Genomic DNA, 17,789 nt, shown 5'->3' on the forward strand with positions numbered 1-17,789 from the left:
CCTTCTCCCGCTTGCGGGAGAAGGTGCCCGGAGGGCGGATGAGGGGGCTTTTGATTCCAGCCTTGCGGCTCTCAGCGGAAATGCGCCTCGATCTGCTCCAGCGTCTTGCCCTTGGTTTCCGGCAACCAGAATGCGGCAATCAGGAAGAAGGCAAACGTACACGCCGCCCAGAACAGGAACATGCTCGCGTAGCCGTAGTGGCCCACTGTCGGCAGGAACACGGCTGCGATCGTGGTCGATACGAACTGGTTGATCAGCAACGCGATGCTCATGCCGTTCGACCGAATCCGGTTCGGCATCAACTCCGACAACGCCAACCAAACACAAACACCCGGGCCCACCGCGAAGAACGCCACGAATACCAGGATGCAGGCCGCCACCGCCCAACCATGCGAAGCCGGCGGCACCGCGCCGATCCAGGCCTGCTCGATGCGCAACGGCGCATTGGCAGCGGCGCTCGGGTCGGGGAAGGGATTCAGGTGCAGGCTGCGGAAGAAACGGCCAATGACGCTGTCGGCATGCACAGTGCTGGAGCGCTCGATCAACAGCTGCTGATCGCTGGGATTGTCGCTACGCAGTGAGCGCACATCGCTGAAACCGCCGTAGCTCCACGACACGGTCAGCTGCGACGGTTGCCCATCGCGATTGCGGGTACCGGCGAGCTGGTGCCATTGCGCCGCGTCCAGCTGCAACTGCAGGCCATCTGCTTGCACAGCGCGCTGCAATACCTGCTGCACATCGGCGCGGCCCTGCTCTGCCTTGAAGAACAGCATCGCCGCAGCCAGCAGGGCAAGACAGATGCCGCCACTGCCGATCATCAACAGGAACTTGCGGCCTTTGCGATCCACCAGGAACAAGGCGACCAGCGTCATGATTACATTGAGCAGCTTGATCGCCACATCCGCGCCATTGGCTGCCGCGCCCGGCAGGCCGGCCTGGTTGAGGATGTTGACCGCGTAGGCGAGGATCGAGTTGATGCCGGTGGCCTGGGTGAAGGCCAGCACCAGGCAGGCCAGCACGAACGGCACCATGTAGCGGCGGCTGAAAAGCCGGTCGCGCTCGCCTTCGGCCTTCGCGATGACTGGATTCTGGATCTGCGCCAGCGTGGCTTCCACCTGCGACGGCGGCAGTGTGGCCTGCAAGCCGCGGCGCGCGGCATCAATGCGGCCGCGGCGTGCCAGCCAGCGCGGTGATTCGTTGAGCCAGAACAGGCCGATGCAAAAGACCACGCCCGGCAGCAGGCAGGTCCAGAAAATCGTGCGCCAGGCCTGGTCCTTCACCGCGAACAGATGCTGTGCCTGCTGCACCAGGGGCAGGTTGCGCACCGACTCGGTTGCTGCATCCACCGAATGCGCCTGGTACAGGCCAATCAAGGCGGCCAGCACCAGCCCAACCGTCAGTAGCAGCTGGAACATTGCCGCGCCGCGACCGCGTCGTTCCGGCCCCAGTACTTCGGCCAGATACAAAGGCACCACCACGCCGATCAAACCACCGCTGATGCCTTGCAGCAGGCGCCCGAGCAGCAGTGGCGTATAGCCGGAGGCCAGCGCCATGATCGGGATGCTGGCAGTGAACAGCACGCCGGCCAGCAGCATTGCGCCACGGCGGCCGATCAGGTCGGCGATCATGCCGGCGAACAGCGACGACAACACGCTGCCCAACAAGACGGCCGCAACCACGAAGCCCATCTGCTGACTGCTGAGCTGCCAGGCGTGACTGGCGGTGGCTTCCAGATAGGGCAGGGCGCCGGCAATGATGCCGATGTCGATGCCGTACAGCAGGCCGCCAAGACCGGCGATGAAAAGGAGATAGCGCACGGGCCAACGCGGGGCGGCGTCGCTGGCGGGCACGGCAAAAGTGGTGTCGGTCATCGGCGCGTTCCTGGGGCAAGATTTTGTAGTGCCGAGCCATGCTCGGCTGCACTTCGTTCCGGTGTATGCGCTGCCGGATCGCGCCGCGCGTCCGCGCGGGTTGCCGAGCATGGCTCAGCACTACATGGAGCGGATCAGCTTGGGTCGATCGGGTGCCCGCCGACCCATACCTGTTGCAGCTTCAATTGCGGGTCCAACACCACCATGTCGGCGCGCAGGCCCGGGGCGATGCGGCCGCGGTCTTCCAGGCCGAGGTAATCGGCTTGGATGGTGGAGACACGTTGCGAGGCGTCGGCAAGTTCCAGGCCGACGTCGACCAGATTGCGTAGCGCCTGATCCATGGTCAGTGCGCTGCCAGCCAGCGAGCCGGTGGAGAGCCGCACGCAGCCCATGCACTTGTGCACGCGCTGCTCGCCAAGCGCGTATTCGCCGTCGGGCATGCCGGTGGCGGCGGTGGCATCGGTGACGGCATACAGGCGCGGGATCGCACGCACCGCCATGCGGATCGCGCCGCGATGCACGTGTTGCAGATCGGGAATCAGTTCGGCGTATTCGGCATGCGCCAATGCAGCAGCGGCGATACCCGGCTTGTAGTGATCAACGCCGGTCATGCCGTTGAACAGATGGGTGAAGCCGACCGCGCCGGCCTGCAAAGCAGCGACCGCATCCTCGTACGTGCCGGCGCTATGGCCGATCTGTACGCGGATGCCCATTGCTGCCAGCGCTGGAATCAAGGCGGTGTGCTGGCCGATTTCCGGCGCAATCGTCAGCACCTTGATCGGCGCCAAGGCATGCAGGTGTTGCACGGATTCCAGCGTTGCCTCCAGCGTCCGCGGTGGCTGTGCGCCCAGACGCTGCGGGCTGATGAAGGGGCCTTCCAGATGCACGCCGATGATCTGCGCGGCATCCGCATCCGGTGTGGCCATCACCTGGGCAACCCCGCGCAGGGCGTTCTCGATCTCGGCGTACTCGGCGGTCATGGTGGTGCCGAGCAGGGTGGTGGTGCCGTAGCGGGCATGGGTGTGGGCGATGCGGCGGGCGACATCGCCGCCCTGCATCAGGTCCACGCCCGCCGCGCCATGCACATGCAGGTCGATGAAGCCGGGCAGGATGATCGGCAGATCGCCGCCATCGCCCGCATGGTCTTCCACTTCCAGCGTGCGCAGCTGCTGGTCGAAGTGGACGTGGCCGCGGCGCCAGCCCAACGGAGTGAGGATGCGGCCGTACAGGCTGCGGGTAGCGGTCATAGCGGTGGCTCGGCGGTGATCACTTCGATGCCCTGGCGCTGCAGTCCCTCGCGGGTGGCATCGTCGATGCCGGTATCGGTGATGATGGCGTGGATCTGGTCGAGGCGGGCGATGCGGTGCAAGCTGACCCGACCAAACTTCGAAGCGTCGGTGAGCACCACGATGCGGCGGGCGCGCTCGACCATGCGGTGATTGAGGCGGGCTTCGGCCTCGTCATGGGTGGTCAGGCCGAACTGCAGGTCCAGGCCGTCCACGCCGAGGAACAAGGTGTCGAAGCTGTAGGAGGTAAGGCTGGCCTCGGCCTGGCTGCCCTGCAGCGACAGCGACTGTTTGCGCAGCAGGCCACCGGTCAGCAGTACGTTGACGGCCGGTGCGTTGGCCAGTTCCCAGGCAATGTTCAGACCATTGGTCATCACCGTGACATCGCGATGATCGCGCAGATGCCGGGCCAGGGTCATGGTGGTGGAGCCGGAGTCGATGATGATGTTGTCGCCGGGTTGCACCAGCTGCGCGGCGCGCATGCCGATGGATTCCTTCAGTGACAGGTTCAGCGCATCTTTCTCGTGGATGTCCTGTTCCTGCGGCGGCATGCGCACCAACGTCGCGCCACCGTGGGTGCGCGTGGCCAGGCCCTGGGCCTCGAAGTGGCCCAGGTCGGTACGGATGGTCACCGCCGACACGCCGAACTGGTCAACCAGTTCGGCAACCTGCACCGAGCCCTGGTCGATCAGGCGTTGCAGGATCTGCTGTCGGCGGGGACGGGTATTGCGCATGGTCAGCTCTCGTGTGCGTTTGAAAGCGGAGATTAACCGTTCGCAAGGTTTTGGGTGCGCAAACTTTCGCTTTGCTTGCGCGTACCTGCCTGATTGGCGCTGCAGGCGCGCGCGTATTCGCCCAGGCACTGGCCGACGCGATGCTGCACCAGAGCGGCTGGCGTGGCGGCCAACTGGCCCTCGCGCACGGCCACGTACTGGCCCGGCAGGTATTGGCTGAGCAGTACCAGCGGCGGGGTGTGCTGTTCCAGGTTGGCAAATAGGGTCTGCACCGCCTGCAGCAGCTCCGGCTCGCCCCAGTAATAGCGGCAACGGTCGCTGAAAGCGTAGGAGCGCAGCAGGCGCAGCGCGGCTTCGTCGCCGTGGTAGTGCGCCTGCCAGTTCTTCGGCTTGGCCAGCATCACCTGTTCCAGCACCTGCGGCAGCCTGGAGCACTGCGCGGCGGGCAGCAGTTCGGCTTCGATCGCGGCGAGTGCGAACAGCGCTTCGCGGTAGGCAAACGTTGCGGCCGGGCCGACCTTGAGGATGGCGAAGTGATCGCGCACCAGCGCATGCAGGCCGGATTCGCGCTGATAGTCAGTGGAGTGCGCTTCAAACACGATGCGCGGCTGCTGTTCGAGGAAGTCCGCCAGCTCGCTGGCAGCGGCGGCATCGTATTCGTGCACACTGCTGTGGTCGAAGTCCACGCCCGGCTGCACCACCATTGCAATCACGCGCTGCCAGGCATCGCGCAGTTCCGGTGTGTCGAAGGCCTGCTGGTGAATGGCCAGGGTCTGCGCGGCAGCGGCCGGCGTGGTGACCGCAAGGCCGCCTGCCAGCGAGGCTTCGCCACCGGGGATCGGTACTTCGGTACCGATCACGTAGACCGGCGGCGGCAAGCCATTGGCCTTGGCAGTGGCTTCGGCGATGACCGCCAGCTCGGCTGAGCGTGCGGCGACGGTAGCATCGGGCAATGGGGTCGGGTCGTCGGCGCAGGACATGCTGCAGTCCAGATGGATCTTGTGGAAACCGGCGGCGACATAGGCTTCGATCAGCACGCGCGCATTGGCCATCGCTTCGGCGGCCGGCTGCTTCTGCCAGGCGTTGGGACCGAGGTGATCGCCGCCCAGAATCAGCTGCGCCCGCGGGAATCCTTCTTCATCGGCCAGTGCTTCCACATAGGCGCGGTACTGCGGCGGGGTCATGCCGGTGTAACCGCCGAACTGGTCGACCTGGTTGGAGGTGGCTTCGATCAACAGCACGGTGCCGTGCTGCGCGGCCACATGCATTGCAGCGCGCAACACCTGTTCGTTGCTGCAGCAGACGCTGTACAGGCCGACATTGTGGCCTTGGCGATGAGAGGCAAGCAGGGATTGCAGCGGTGACATGGTCAAGCTCCGGGAATCAGGTAAGCGGGTTGGCAGGCGAGCAGGGCGGCGCCACGGGCACCGCCGGCATCGCCGAAGCGCGGTGGCACGATGGGCGGCACTTCCACGCCGTTGAACAGATGTGCGGCGATGGCCGCAGGCAGCTGCTGGTAGAGCGGCGCGTACTGCGACAGGCCACCGCCGAGCACGATGACGTGCGGGTCCAGTGCGAGAATCAGCGCGGCGAAACTGTGGCCGAGCAGGTCGCGATGGATGTCCAGCGCCTGCATGGCGCGGATATCGCCGGCTTCGGCCTGGGCGATGACTTCACTGGCGTTGGCCGCATTGCCGCCAAGATGCTGTTCGATCATGGCCACGCCGCTGCCGGAGACATAGCGCTCCACGCAGCCGCGCAGGCCGCAGCCACAATCCAGCAGCGGCAAACCATGCCGTTGCAGCAGGTTGGCCGGCACGCTCCAGTGGCCCCATTCGCCGGCCAGTCCGTTGAAGCCACCGACCAGCTTGCCGTGCAGGCAGTAACCGCCGCCGGCGCCGGTGCCGAGGATGGCGCCGAACATGCTGGCATAGCCGTCAGCTGCGCCGCCGTGTGCTTCCGACAAAGCAAAGCACTGCAGGTCGTTGCCGAAATGCAGCGGTCGTTGCAGGCGCGCCTGCAGGTCGGCGCTGACGCATTGGCCGGTCAGTGCCGGTACGTTGGCACTGAGCTGGCGGCCACTGCGACGCTCGCGCACGCCGGGCAGGGCAATGCCGATTGCTTCGGCGCGTTGGCCGAGTTCGGCATCGGCATCTGCAACCAGCGTTTCCACTGCCTGCAGGAAGCCGTTGTAGTCGCCCTGCGGGGTCGCGATGCGTTTGCGCCACGCGACCTGCAGGGCGGCATCGCAGGCCACCAGTTCAATCTTGGTACCGCCAATGTCGATGCCGTAACAGGCCGGGGCGCGGGTATCAGCCATGGTGGATGGTGACGCCCTTGACCACGCGGTTGACGGTGCCGTCCGGGAACGGATTGTCCGGCGTCAGGCCGAGTGCGGCCGAGCGCTGCAGTGCATACAACTGCGCGAACGGCAGCCATACCGGTGCCAGCCAGCTGTCGGGCAGGGCAGGCACAGGCAAGGTGTAATCGTCGTGGATGCCCAGGTCCGAATGCGGGCCGATCGACAGCACCTTGCCGGCAACGCCATCACCGCGCAGCTCTTCCAGCAGATCCTGCTCGTAGCGACGCGACAGCGGCTCGGCGCTGCGCAGCACGACGACCAGAGTTTCATCATTGAGCGTGGACTTGGGGCCGTGGCGGAAACCCAGAGGGGTATTGGCCAGTGCCAGCACGCGGCCGGCAGTAAGCTCCAGCACCTTCAGCGCGGCCTCGCGGGCCAGCGCTTCCAGCGGACCGCTGGCCAGGTAGATCACCCGGTTGTACGGCTGCGCCGCGAGTGCAGCTACCGCTGCATCCCAGTTGGCCAAGCCCTGGCGCGCGAGTGCGGCAACCTGCTGGATGCGCTGTACACGTTCGGCCAACGGCGCGCTGTCGAACACGGTCAGTGCGGTCAGGAGCATGCAGCTCAGGCTGCTGGTCATGGCGAAGGCGCGGTCACAGCTGGCGGCCGGCATCAGTAGCGTGCAGGTGTCCTCGCGCCCGGCGCCACGGCGGGCCAGTTCGCCGTCGGCATTGCAGGTGATGTCGAGGAAGCGGGCATCGTCGACATCAGCGCGGACGCGATCAACGGCGGCCACGCTTTCCGGGCTGGAACCGCTGCGGCCGAGCGACACCAGCAGGGTCGGGCGGTCGCGCTGCAGGTACAGCGCCGGGTGGGTGAGCAGGCTGGTGGTGTGCACGGCGCGCACTTCGGCCGGCCACTGCGCGTTGATGGTGTCGGCCACCATTTCGGCGATGAAGCCGGAGCTGCCGGCGCCGGTGAAGATCACCCGTTGGCGTGGATCGGACAGGCGCTGCCCAAGGAAATCCTGCAGGCGCGCGCTGGCCTGTTGCAGGTCGAGGGCAAGGGTTTCCCACAGCGCGGGCTGCTGGGCGATTTCGGTAGCGGTATCGGCTCCGCCCAGGCGCTGCCAGGCGGTCAGATCGTGAAGCAGGGTGGCATCCATGTGTGATTCCTGATTGGCCAGCGCACCATCTTTCTTTTCTTTCGAAATGTCAAATACCGAAAGCAAAACGAAAGAAATAATTTAATTCGACTTTATCCGCTTGAGAATCGTCCGAAGCGAAAGGTTTCCCGGGAAACCCTTTCGCAGCAATGAATGCGCTAAGCTAAGTGATGTGAAAGTTGCTGCTCCGCACCATCTTTCGTTTGTAAGAAATCCTTCTTATCTTTTGCTTTCATTTTGTTGACATCTTTCGATTTCCTGCCCTAGAGTCGGCGCACTCGGTTTCGAAACGCCCGTTGAACGGGTTGGAGGCAAGGTGGAACACTGCGTTCGTCAATCGCCGCTGTTGCTGGCGCTGCTTTCGGCCTTGTTGTTGCCGGCAGTGACCGCACAGGCCGAGCCCATTGGCAATCTGCGCTCCGTCACCGCCAGTGATGGGCGGGACGGCGTGCGTGCCTGGGACGTACGCAGTGACAACGGCAGCACGCTGCGCATCGAGGTGCTGGCCAACGACATCGTGCATGTGCAGGCCGGCCGCAACGGCAAACTGACCGGCGCCGGCGACAAGGCCGCGCCCATCGTGCTGCCGCAGCCCGTGCAGCAGGTGCAGGCCCAGCTGGAGGAGGACGCGCAGGAAATCCGCGTACGTACCCCGGCGCTGGTCCTGCATGTGCAGCGGCAGCCCCTGCAGCTGCGCCTGGAGCGTCTGGACGGCGGCAAGCCGGTGTCGCTATGGCAGGAGCAGCAGCCGCTGGACCTGTCCGCCGAGCAGAGCGTGCAGGTGCTGTCCTCGCAGGCCGATGAAGCCTTCTACGGTGGCGGCCAGCAGAACGGCCGTTTCCAGTTCAAGGGCCGCGAGCTTGAAGTTTCCTATTCCGGTGGCTGGGAGGAGGGCGACCGCCCGAGCCCGGCGCCGATGCTGCTCAGCTCACGTGGCTGGGGCATGTTGCGCAATACCTGGAGCGACGGCAGCTATGACCTGCGCCAGCCGGACCAGGCCACGCTGCTGCACCGCGAAGACCGCTTTGATGCCTATTACTTCGTCGGTAACGATCTGCAGCGGCTGCTGGAACGCTACACCCAGCTGACCGGCCGGCCGAACATGGTCGCGCGCTGGGCGCTGTCCTATGGCGATGCCGATTGCTACAACGACGGCGACAACATCAAGAAGCCCGGCAGCGTGCCCGAAGGCTGGAGCGATGGCCCCACCGGCACCACCATCGATGTGGTCAACAGCGTCGCCGCCAAGTACCGCGAGAACGATATGCCGGGCGGTTGGATCCTGCCCAACGATGGCTACGGCTGCGGTTACAAGCAGTTGCCGGAAACCGTGCAGGGCCTGGCCAAGTACGGCTTCAAGACCGGCCTGTGGACCGAGAACGGCGTCGACAAAATCGCCTGGGAAGTCGGCAAGGCCGGCAGCCGCGTGCAGAAGCTGGACGTGGCCTGGACCGGGCAGGGCTATCAGTTCGCGATGGATGCCAACCGCCAGGCTTTCGATGGCATTCTCAATAATTCCGACTCGCGCCCCTTCCTGTGGACGGTGATGGGCTGGGCCGGCATCCAGCGTTATGCGGTCGCATGGACCGGTGACCAGAGCAGCAGCTGGGACTATATCCGCTGGCACGTGCCGACCCTGGTGGGTTCGGGCCTGTCGGGCATGGCCTATGCCAGCGGCGACGTCGATGCGATCTTCGGCGGCAGCGCCGAGACCTTCACCCGCGACCTGCAGTGGAAGACCTTCACTCCGGTGCTGATGGGCATGTCCGGCTGGTCGTCGAATGCGCGCAAGCATCCCTGGGCGTTCGACGAGCCCTACCGTTCGATCAACCGCGACTACCTCAAGCTGAAAATGCGCCTGACCCCGTATATGTACGGGCTGGTGCACGATGCCGCACAGAGCGGTGCACCGCCGGTGCGCGGGCTGATGTGGGACAACCCGCAGGACCCGCACGCGCAGGACGAAACCTACAAGTATCAGTTCCTGCTCGGCCGTGATCTGCTGGTTGCGCCGGTATATCGCAGCCAAGCCGCGAGCCGTGGCTGGCGCCGCGACATCCATCTGCCGGCCGGTGGATGGTACGACTATTGGGATGGCCGCCATCTGCAGGCCGGTGCTGCAGGCAAGCAGCTCGACCGTCCGGTCGAGCTGGCGACGCTGCCGGTATTCGTGCGTGCCGGTGCGATCCTGCCGATGTATCCGGAGATGCTGTTCGACGGCGAGAAGCCGTTGGATGAAGTGACCTTCGATCTGTACCCGCAGGGCGAATCCAGCTACACCTTGTACGAAGACGATGGCAGTACCCGCCGCTACCAGAAGGGCGAGTCCAGCACGCAGCAGATCCGCGTGCAGGCACCAGCGCAGGGCAGTGGCCCGGTGCAGGTCGAGATCGCACCGGTGCAGGGTGAGTATCAAGGTCAGTTGGCGCAGCGTCGCTATGGCCTGCGCGTGTTGAATCGCACTGCACCGACTGCAGTGCAACTGGGTGGCCGCGCGCTGCCCAAGCTTGCTGATGCCGCTGCATTGCAGACAGCCAGCGAAGGCTGGTACTTCGATGGCAAGGAGCGCAAGGGTACCTTGCATGTGCGTACCGCGACGCAGGACATCCGTGCGCCGTTGAAACTGCAGCTGGATTTCCCGGTCGCCGCCGCACTGGCTGACGACGCTTTCCCGAACGCACCGGAGCTGGGCCGCGCGCTGCCGTCCGACAGCCTGCTGGTGGTCAACCGTCCGGCCGAAGAACCCGGCCATCCGCTGGAAAATGCCTTCGACGACGATCCGGCAACGTGGTTCCGCAGCGTGCGCAACCAGGCCATCCGCACCGGCGCCCATGAGTGGGTTGTGGGCTTTGGCGAGCGCAAGTTGATCGACGGCATCGAGCTGGCGCCGCGCAATGACCAGCACTGGAAGCACGGCCAAGTGCGTGATTACGAAATCTACATGGCCGACAGCAATGGTGAGTGGGGCAAGCCGATTGCCAGCGGTCACCTGCAGCTGAAGCAGGAACTGCAACGCATCGACTTCCCTGCCCATGCCGGCCGCCTGCTGCGCTTCCGCGTGCTCAGCGTGCAGAACCCCGACGGTGACGGCGCAAGTGGCGCCGATCCGATGGTGACCGCAGCGCAGGGCAGCACCGCGCGTGCGGTGGATGCACTGCAGCCGCGCGATGTTGGCCCGATTGCACTGTCCACCTTCCATATCCTTGAGCAGCAAGCGGCCGAGCGGCCGGCGCGGCAGCAATACCTCTCCCAGCTGCCGCTGCCGGCCGTATTGGCCACCCAGGTGCATGCCGATCGTTCGTTCGCTGCGGCCGTGCCGATGCGCATGAACGGCCTGCAGTTCCGCCGCGGTCTCGGCGTCGGTGCGCAAAGCCGCATCGACATGAACTTGAAGGGGCAGTGGAAAACGCTGCGCGCCGACCTCGGCGTCGACGATCAATGCCGTCAGGCCGGTGGTCTGCAGTTCCAGGTCTGGGGCGATGACCGCCTGCTCTATGACAGCGGCTTCGTCAAAGCCCCGGGTGTGGTCAAGCCCGAGCTCGATATCCGCGGTCTGTCCAGACTGAGCCTGCGCACCTTGGGCGCGCAGGGTAGCCAACCGTCCCAGGTCTGTGCCAACTGGGCCAATGCCGTACTGATAGGCGAGGAGGGCGATTCCGCCGACATCCTCGCCCCATGACCCACCCGTAACACCGCTCCTTCCACCGGATTACCCCGGCTACGGTCCAAGAACCGTGGCATGGGATCGCTTTGCCCGCCATCTGCTGTTTTTTGCGTGCCCTTGCCAGGAGAGAACCCCGATGTTGCCAGCCAATCGCAGTGCCAAACGCTGTTTGCAAGCCCCGTTATCGTTGGCTGTCGCCAGCGTGTTGTTCGCCATCGCCGCACCCGCGTTCGCGCAGGACAAGGCCGAGAAGGAAAAGGACAAGACCACTGAGCTGTCCCGCATCGAGGTCACCGGTTCCAACATCCGCCGCACCGATGTGGAAACCGCATCGCCGGTGCAGGTGATCAGCAAGCAGGACATTGAAAACATGGGGGCACGCACGCTGTTGCAGGTGCTCGACAATCTGCCTGCGGCACGACCGGGCCAGGTTGATTCCAAGTCCCTGTTCACCGGCTCCGACGGCGCGTCGCAGGCCAACCTGCGCGGCCTGGGCGCTCAAGGCACGCTGGTGCTGTTGAATGGCCGCCGCCTGTCGTACTACGGCGCACCGGCTGGCTTCCAGACCCAGTTCGTCAACATCGATGCCATTCCTGCCGCCGTCATCGAGCGCATGGAAGTGCTGACCGATGGCGCCTCGGCCGTGTACGGCACCGATGCGGTGGCCGGCGTCATCAACGTCATCACCAAGAGCAGCTACCAGGGCCTGGAAGTCAGTGGCACTTGGGACACCGCCTCGCGCTTTGATTCCTTCGGTGAAAAGCAGGCCAGCGTCACTGGCGGTTTCGGCGACATGGCCGAGGATGGCTACAACGTCTATGCCAGCGTCAACCTGTATGAGCGCGACGGTATTCCGGACAGCGAGTGGTACCTGAAGCACCCGGGCCAGTTCTACGTCAACAATCCGGACTACATCAAGAACCTGCGGCTGGACACCGGCAGTGCGCCGGGCGTGTTCAACCCCGGCTATTACTACGCCATCGATCCGGTCACCGGCGTGCGCAAGGACGAGGCTGCACCGGGCTGCAACAACGTGCTGCAGGTCAGCAGTGGCACGCGCTGCATCTGGCAGACCTGGATGAACCGGCAGATCAACGGCGGCGCGGATTCCAAGCGCGTCACTGCCTACGTCAATGGTCATTACCAGCTCAATGACAGCACCGAGGCATTCGCCGAAGTCACCTATACCGACATCGACCTGCACGCCAATGGCGGTACGCCGCGTGCTTACGGCACCACCACCGGCAATCCGCAGAGCTGGTTCTCGCGCAACACCGGCAATACGGTCAACCAGTTCCTGACCCCGTGGCTAGGCCCGAACAACGAATACAACCACGCCAGCCCGGAGCTGAAGGCGATGAATGGCGGTGTGGTCGGTTTGGGTTACCTGCTGCAGGACGTCGGCGGTGGCCACTTCGGTCAGCGCAATACCGACGACAGCTACCGTGTGGTGGCAGGTCTGCGTGGTGCTGCTGGCGACTGGAATTGGGAAACTGCGTTTGCTACCGCAGGCTCGCACTCGGTCACCTACCAGACAACCAACGTCAACCTGAAGGGATTTGAAAAAGCCTTCGGTCCTTACACCATCGATCCGGGCACCGGCCGCGTCATCATTTCCGATCATCCGGCCTATAAGTTCGGTGAGATCAGTGAAGCCAACGCGGCGCTGATCCGCGAGGCCTTCCCGACCTTCGACATCGAGTCGTGGACGCGCCTGCACACCCTCGACGGCAAGATCGAAGGCCCGCTGTTCAACATGCCGGCCGGCGAAGTGCGTGCGGCCTTCGGCTTCAATGCCACCCGCGAAACCTTCTACACGCCGGGCAACCCGGATGCCGCCAACGGCCTGATCACCCAGCAGGGCGGCTCCTGGTTCGACGGCAAGCGCAACACCTACGCACTGTTCTCCGAAGCCGTGGTGCCGCTCACCGAGAAGCTCGAAATGGACCTGGCATTGCGCCTGGACAAGTACCCGGGCTTCAGCGCCAATGCCGCGCCGAAGATCGGCCTGAAGTACCAGGCCCTGCCGCAGCTGATGCTGCGCGGTACCTATTCGGAAGGCTTCCGCGCACCGAGCCTGGCTGAAGCGGGTAGCGGTGGCGTGTATGCGCAGATTGGCGGCTACCGTGATGAAGTCCGTTGCGCCGAAACCAATGCGATCGCCGGCCTGCTGCGGCAGTCCAACCGCGTCGTCGACAAGGACCTGGGCAACAGCCTGTGGAACAGCGATTGCAGCCGGAACGTGGCGCGCATGACCCAGCCCAACCAGGACTTGAAGCCGGAGAAGGCAAAGATCGCCACGCTGGGTGTCGTGCTGGAGCCGACCGATTGGCTGTCGGTGTCGGCCGACTACTGGTTCGTATACCGCCGCGATGAAATCGTTGCACCGGACTACAGCAAGGAAGAAGACATCGATTCGATGACCCGCTTCCCGATCACCGAGTCCGACAAGTCCAACCTCGCTGCGCTGGCCGCCATGTGCAGCGACCCTGCCAGTGGCGTGACCTGTCCGGGCACCTTGCCGGGCTATAGCATCGGCAACGTGGCCAGCGTGATCGGCCAGTACAGCAACCGTGGCCGCACCCTGATCGACGGCTTCGACGTCGATCTGCGCAGCCGCTTCGACCTGGGTGAATGGGGCCGCCTGAACATCGGTGTGGCCGCGACGATTGCCAACCGCAACATGTACAACTCCGACAACGGTGACGGCTGGTACTACGGCAACGTGGTTGGCTACTACAACAACCCGAAGGTGCGCGCCACGTTCAACACCAACTGGACGTATGGCAACTGGGATACCGGCTTCTACGTGAACTATGTCGGCGGTACCAAGTGGGCCTATGACCGCATCGATGCGCAGGACAACAACGCCCAGACCTGCACCGGCAGCTACCTCGACCTGGCCCCGGGCCATTGCGGTGGCGCACCGGCATGGTGGACGGCCAACCTGAGCGTGAACTGGCGTCCGATCGAGAAGCTAAGTGTCGGTGTGACCGTCAAGAACCTGTTCAACCGCCTGCCGTTCTACGACCCGAACGACTGGATGAACTTCTCCGGCTATGCCAACAACTTTGGTCGCATCTACAGCGTGACCGCGACCTACAAGTTCTGATCCACTGCAGCAGCGCTTCCCCCTCATGCATTGCATGAGGGGGAAGACAGTGACACCGTCAGCACGGTCGTGGCACGCCTGCCATGACCGGCACGACCCCTGAAAGAGGAAACACAATGAAGCGTAGGGAATTCATCATGGCCAGCGCGGCCCTGGCCGCCACCAGCCTGCTGCCGGAGACGCCGGCCTGGGCACGTGGCCGCAAGGTGCGCCTGGGCGTGATCGGCACCGGTATGCGTGGCCAGGTACTGCTGAAGGAACTGGTACGCCGCGACGACGTCGAAGTGGTTGCCCTGTGCGACATCGAGCCGATCATGCTCGGCCGCGCCATGGACATGGTGGCCAAGGCCGGCAAGTCGGCACCACAGGCTTACGGCGCAGATCGAGACCAGAACGCCTGGAAGCGCCTGCTGGAGCAGCGCGGCCTGGATGGCGTGATCATCGCCACCCCATGGGAGCTGCATGCACCGATGGCGATCGCGGCGATGCAGGCCAAGGTCGCGGTGGGCTGCGAAGTGGTCGCCGGCATCACCCTGCAGGACCATTGGGATGTGCTCAATACCCAGCTCAGCACCGGCACGCCGTACATGCTGCTGGAGAACGTCTGCTACCGCCGTGACGTGATGGCCGCGCTGCAGATGGTGCGCCAGGGTCTGTTCGGCGAATTGGTGCACCTGCAGGGTGGCTATCAGCACGACTTGCGTGGAGTGAAGTTCAACTCGGGTGATCCGTCGCAGCCCTATGACAGCGGCGTGGAGTTCGGTGCCAAGGGCTGGTCGGAAGCGCGTTGGCGTACCGAGCATTCGGTCGAGCGTAATGGCGAGCTGTATCCCAGCCACGGCATCGGCCCCTGCGCGATGTATACCGGCATCAACCGCGGCAACCGTTTCACCCATATCAATGCCTTTGCCAGCAAGGCGCGCGGCCTGCACGAGTACACCGTTGCCAAGAGCGGTGGCACTACGCACCCGAGCACCAAGGTCAAGTTCAAGCTCGGCGACATCGTCACCACCACGCTGGCCTGCGAGAACGGCGAGACCATCCTGCTGCAGCACGACACCTCCCTGCCGCGCCCGTATTCGATGGGCTTCCGCGTGCAGGGCACCAAGGGCCTGTGGATGGACGTCAACCACGGCATCCACATCGAAGGCCGCAGCCCGCCGCACCAGTGGGAAGAGTTCAAGACCTACCAGGACCAGTACGAGCACCCGCTGTGGAAGCAGCATGCCGATACTGCCGCAAGCGCTGGTCACGGCGGCATGGACTGGTTCGTCATCCACGCCTTCGTCGAGGCATTGAAGGCCAAGGCACCGATGCCGATCGACATCTACGATGCCGTGACCTGGAGTGCGATCACCCCGTTGTCGGAACAGTCGATTGCCAACAGCTTCCAGACCCTGGAGTTCCCGGACTTCACCAAGGGCCTGTGGCAGCAGCGCAAACCGATCTTCGCCTTCGACGGCAGTTATTGATCAGCCGTGTTTCAGCTCCCTCCCTTGCGCCGAAGGCGTAGGGGAGGGTTGGGGAGGGGTTGAGCTTCTAGGCCTTTCCAGCAATGCCAGCTTCGCGGCTGACGCCGCTCCCACAACGGCGCCTAGCGTTCCAATTCCGCATCCGGATCCGCCACAGGCGACGGCGGCGTCGCCGGCACTTCCGCCGGGGTGGCCTGCGCCGGCTTGTCGAGGATGCTGGCGCTGCGCCAATTGCCCCAGCGGTAATAGGCCATGATCATCAGCATCGAGCACAACGCGCTGATCGGGAAGCTCCACCAGATCGCATCGGCACCAAAGCGTGGCTGCAGCCACAACGCGAACGGCACGCGGATGCCCCACATGCCGATTGCCAGGATCAACAGCGGTGGCAGCACCGCGCCGGTGGAACGGACCACGCCGGACAGCACGAAATTGACGCCGAAGAACAGGAACGACCACACCGCGATGTGGTTCAGGTGGCGGCCGATCTCCAGCGCCTCGCTGGCAGCGGGCAGGAACAGCGCCAGGGTGCTGCGATCGAACAGGATGATCGGTGCGATCAAGGCGCCAGTCAGCAGGAAGTTGAACAGCACACCGGTACGCGCCGTGGCTTCCACGCGTGGCCAAAGGCCGGCGCCCACATTCTGCGCGGCCATCGTCGAACAGGCTGCACCGATCGCCATGGCCGGCATCTGCACATAGGTCCACAACTGCATCGCCGCGCCATAGGCAGAGGCGGTTTCCACCCCGTAGCCATTGACCATGCTGATCATCATGATCATCGCCAGCGAGATCAGGATCATCTGCAGGCCCATCGGCACGCCCTTGACCACCAGCGCCTTGAGAATGACCGTGTCGATCTTCAGCAGACCGATATCCTTGCGTCCCAGCCACAGCATGTGCCGCTTGTTGCGCAGGTAGAGCATCAAGCCGGCCAGCGCCAGGCCCTGCGAGAAGAAGGTGGCCCACGCTGCGCCGGCAATGCCGAGTTCCGGGAACGGACCCACGCCGAAGATCAGCAACGGGTTGAAGGCGATATCCATCAACACCGCCAACAGCAGGAAGCGGAACGGCGTGCGCGCATCGCCGGCACCGCGCAGGGCGGCGGTAATGAAGGCGAACGCGTACAGCAGCGGCATCGCCAGGAAGATCACCTTCAGGTAGGCATCGGCCATCGGCAGCGATTCAGCTGGCGTGCCCATCGCCACCAGCAGGCGGTGTGACAGGAACCAGCCCAGTACCGCGATAACCGCAGACAGGCTGATGAAGAAGGTGGCGCTGGTGCCCATCACCCGCCGTGCCTGCGGTAGGTCCTTGGCGCCGATGGACTGGCCGATCAGGATGGTCGCGGCCATGCCGATACCGAACACCGAGCCGATCAGGAAGAACATGATGTTGTTGGCGTTGGCGGTCGCGGTCAGCGCCGCCTCGCCGAGGAACTTGCCGACCCAGATGGCATTGACCGACCCGTTCAGCGACTGTGCGATGTTGCCAGCCAGAATCGGGAGCGCGAACATGAGCAGGCTGGTGCCGATCGGGCCTTCGGTCAGCGAGCGGCTTTGCTTGGGTTTCGACATGGACAACGTTGTCGGGATCGGGGCAGGCACACTAGCATCTTGCAGGTGAGGGTGCCGGCGTCAGGTATCAACGGTAGGTGGCTTGCACAGGAGTCATGGCAACGCGATGAGTGGTGAAGTCGTAGTGGTAGCAAGCATTCGTCTTGATGTGTGGCTGTGGGCTGCACGTTTCTTCAAGACCCGCAGCCTGGCCAAACAGGCAGTGGAGACCGGCAAGGTGGATGTGGAAGGGCAACGCCCAAAGTCGTCCCGCGCGATTCGCCTGGGCGATGCGCTGCGGGTGCAGCGCGGCGATGAGATCTTCGAGATCGCGGTACGCGGCCTGAGTGACAAACGCGGTTCGGCGCCGGTAGCGCAGGCCATGTACGAAGAGTCGGCGGCCTCGAAACAGGCGCGTCACGAACTGCACCTGCGTCGCGCCGCCGAACGCACCGGCTACCAGGCCCCGGAGCACAAGCCCGACAAGCGCGCCCGCCGCCTGATCCGCGCCCTGGGTGACCTCGACGCGCTTTGATCCAAGCGATTCACCTGTAGTGGGGGGGGGGGGGGGGGGGGGGGGGGGGGGGGGGGGGGGGGGGGGGGGGGGGGGGGGGGGGGGGGGGGGGG

The 17,789-nt window shown here is 64.6% G+C and carries 11 protein-coding genes; 4 read left to right on the forward strand and 7 right to left on the reverse strand.

Going from position 1 to position 17,789, the window contains the following annotated elements:
- Nucleotides 1-71 precede the first annotated feature (71 nt).
- The 6 genes from ACVOMF_RS17155 to ACVOMF_RS17180 all read right to left on the reverse strand — a co-directional run bounded on the left by ACVOMF_RS17155 (nucleotide 72) and on the right by ACVOMF_RS17180 (nucleotide 7,358).
- Entirely contained in the window at nucleotides 72-1,871 is a 1,800-nt protein-coding gene (locus tag ACVOMF_RS17155; protein WP_481510338.1) for an MFS transporter, read from the reverse strand.
- Nucleotides 1,872-2,005: 134 nt separating this feature from the next.
- Nucleotides 2,006-3,118 carry an N-acetylglucosamine-6-phosphate deacetylase gene (gene nagA, locus ACVOMF_RS17160; RefSeq protein WP_481510339.1) on the reverse strand — a complete coding sequence of 371 codons (1,113 nt, stop codon included), beginning with the start codon at nucleotides 3,116-3,118 and terminating at the stop codon, nucleotides 2,006-2,008.
- Entirely contained in the window at nucleotides 3,115-3,897 is a 783-nt protein-coding gene (locus tag ACVOMF_RS17165; RefSeq protein WP_282270845.1) for a DeoR family transcriptional regulator, read from the reverse strand. The genes nagA and ACVOMF_RS17165 overlap by 4 nt, the downstream gene beginning before the upstream one ends.
- Nucleotides 3,898-3,923: 26 nt before the next feature.
- Entirely contained in the window at nucleotides 3,924-5,258 is a 1,335-nt protein-coding gene (locus ACVOMF_RS17170; RefSeq protein ID WP_481510340.1) for a D-tagatose-bisphosphate aldolase, class II, non-catalytic subunit, read from the reverse strand.
- A gap of 2 nt (nucleotides 5,259-5,260) precedes the next feature.
- Nucleotides 5,261-6,211 carry an ROK family protein gene (locus ACVOMF_RS17175; protein WP_481510341.1) on the reverse strand — a complete coding sequence of 317 codons (951 nt, stop codon included), beginning with the start codon at nucleotides 6,209-6,211 and terminating at the stop codon, nucleotides 5,261-5,263.
- Nucleotides 6,204-7,358 (reverse strand): SIS domain-containing protein, encoded by a 1,155-nt coding sequence (locus ACVOMF_RS17180; protein WP_481510342.1) that lies wholly within the window; start codon nucleotides 7,356-7,358, stop codon nucleotides 6,204-6,206. The genes ACVOMF_RS17175 and ACVOMF_RS17180 overlap by 8 nt, the downstream gene beginning before the upstream one ends.
- A gap of 316 nt (nucleotides 7,359-7,674) precedes the next feature.
- Here ACVOMF_RS17180 and ACVOMF_RS17185 point away from each other — a divergent pair, with 316 nt between their 5' ends.
- From ACVOMF_RS17185 to ACVOMF_RS17195, 3 genes are all read left to right on the forward strand, one after another.
- Nucleotides 7,675-11,037 carry a TIM-barrel domain-containing protein gene (locus tag ACVOMF_RS17185; protein ID WP_481510343.1) on the forward strand — a complete coding sequence of 1,121 codons (3,363 nt, stop codon included), beginning with the start codon at nucleotides 7,675-7,677 and terminating at the stop codon, nucleotides 11,035-11,037.
- A 121-nt stretch (nucleotides 11,038-11,158) separates the two neighbouring features.
- Entirely contained in the window at nucleotides 11,159-14,134 is a 2,976-nt protein-coding gene (locus tag ACVOMF_RS17190) for a TonB-dependent receptor plug domain-containing protein (protein ID WP_481510344.1), read from the forward strand.
- Between the two features lie 116 nt (nucleotides 14,135-14,250).
- On the forward strand, nucleotides 14,251-15,606 hold the full coding sequence (locus ACVOMF_RS17195; protein ID WP_481510345.1) for a Gfo/Idh/MocA family protein: 1,356 nt from the start codon (nucleotides 14,251-14,253) through the stop codon (nucleotides 15,604-15,606).
- Nucleotides 15,607-15,728: 122 nt separating this feature from the next.
- Here ACVOMF_RS17195 and ACVOMF_RS17200 read toward each other — a convergent pair whose 3' ends face one another.
- Nucleotides 15,729-17,183 carry an MATE family efflux transporter gene (locus ACVOMF_RS17200; RefSeq protein ID WP_481510346.1) on the reverse strand — a complete coding sequence of 485 codons (1,455 nt, stop codon included), beginning with the start codon at nucleotides 17,181-17,183 and terminating at the stop codon, nucleotides 15,729-15,731.
- A gap of 106 nt (nucleotides 17,184-17,289) precedes the next feature.
- Between ACVOMF_RS17200 and ACVOMF_RS17205 the strand changes: the two genes are divergently transcribed.
- Nucleotides 17,290-17,697, forward strand: coding sequence for an RNA-binding S4 domain-containing protein (locus ACVOMF_RS17205; RefSeq protein WP_481510347.1), 408 nt, complete (start codon nucleotides 17,290-17,292; stop codon nucleotides 17,695-17,697).
- The last annotated feature ends 92 nt before the right edge of the window (nucleotides 17,698-17,789 follow it).

Source organism: Stenotrophomonas sp. STEN022 (genome assembly GCF_056760155.1).

Excerpts from the sequence above, each read along its gene's own strand:
- ACVOMF_RS17170 (WP_481510340.1), bottom strand. The coding sequence starts at position 5,258 with ATGTCACCGCTGCAATCCCTGCTTGCCTCTCATCGCCAAGGCCACAAT.
- ACVOMF_RS17175 (WP_481510341.1), bottom strand. The coding sequence starts at position 6,211 with ATGGCTGATACCCGCGCCCCGGCCTGTTACGGCATCGACATTGGCGGT.
- ACVOMF_RS17200 (WP_481510346.1), bottom strand. The coding sequence starts at position 17,183 with ATGTCGAAACCCAAGCAAAGCCGCTCGCTGACCGAAGGCCCGATCGGC.
- ACVOMF_RS17205 (WP_481510347.1), top strand. The coding sequence starts at position 17,290 with ATGAGTGGTGAAGTCGTAGTGGTAGCAAGCATTCGTCTTGATGTGTGG.
- nagA (WP_481510339.1), bottom strand. The coding sequence starts at position 3,118 with ATGACCGCTACCCGCAGCCTGTACGGCCGCATCCTCACTCCGTTGGGC.
- ACVOMF_RS17180 (WP_481510342.1), bottom strand. The coding sequence starts at position 7,358 with ATGGATGCCACCCTGCTTCACGATCTGACCGCCTGGCAGCGCCTGGGC.
- ACVOMF_RS17190 (WP_481510344.1), top strand. The coding sequence starts at position 11,159 with ATGTTGCCAGCCAATCGCAGTGCCAAACGCTGTTTGCAAGCCCCGTTA.
- ACVOMF_RS17195 (WP_481510345.1), top strand. The coding sequence starts at position 14,251 with ATGAAGCGTAGGGAATTCATCATGGCCAGCGCGGCCCTGGCCGCCACC.
- ACVOMF_RS17155 (WP_481510338.1), bottom strand. The coding sequence starts at position 1,871 with ATGACCGACACCACTTTTGCCGTGCCCGCCAGCGACGCCGCCCCGCGT.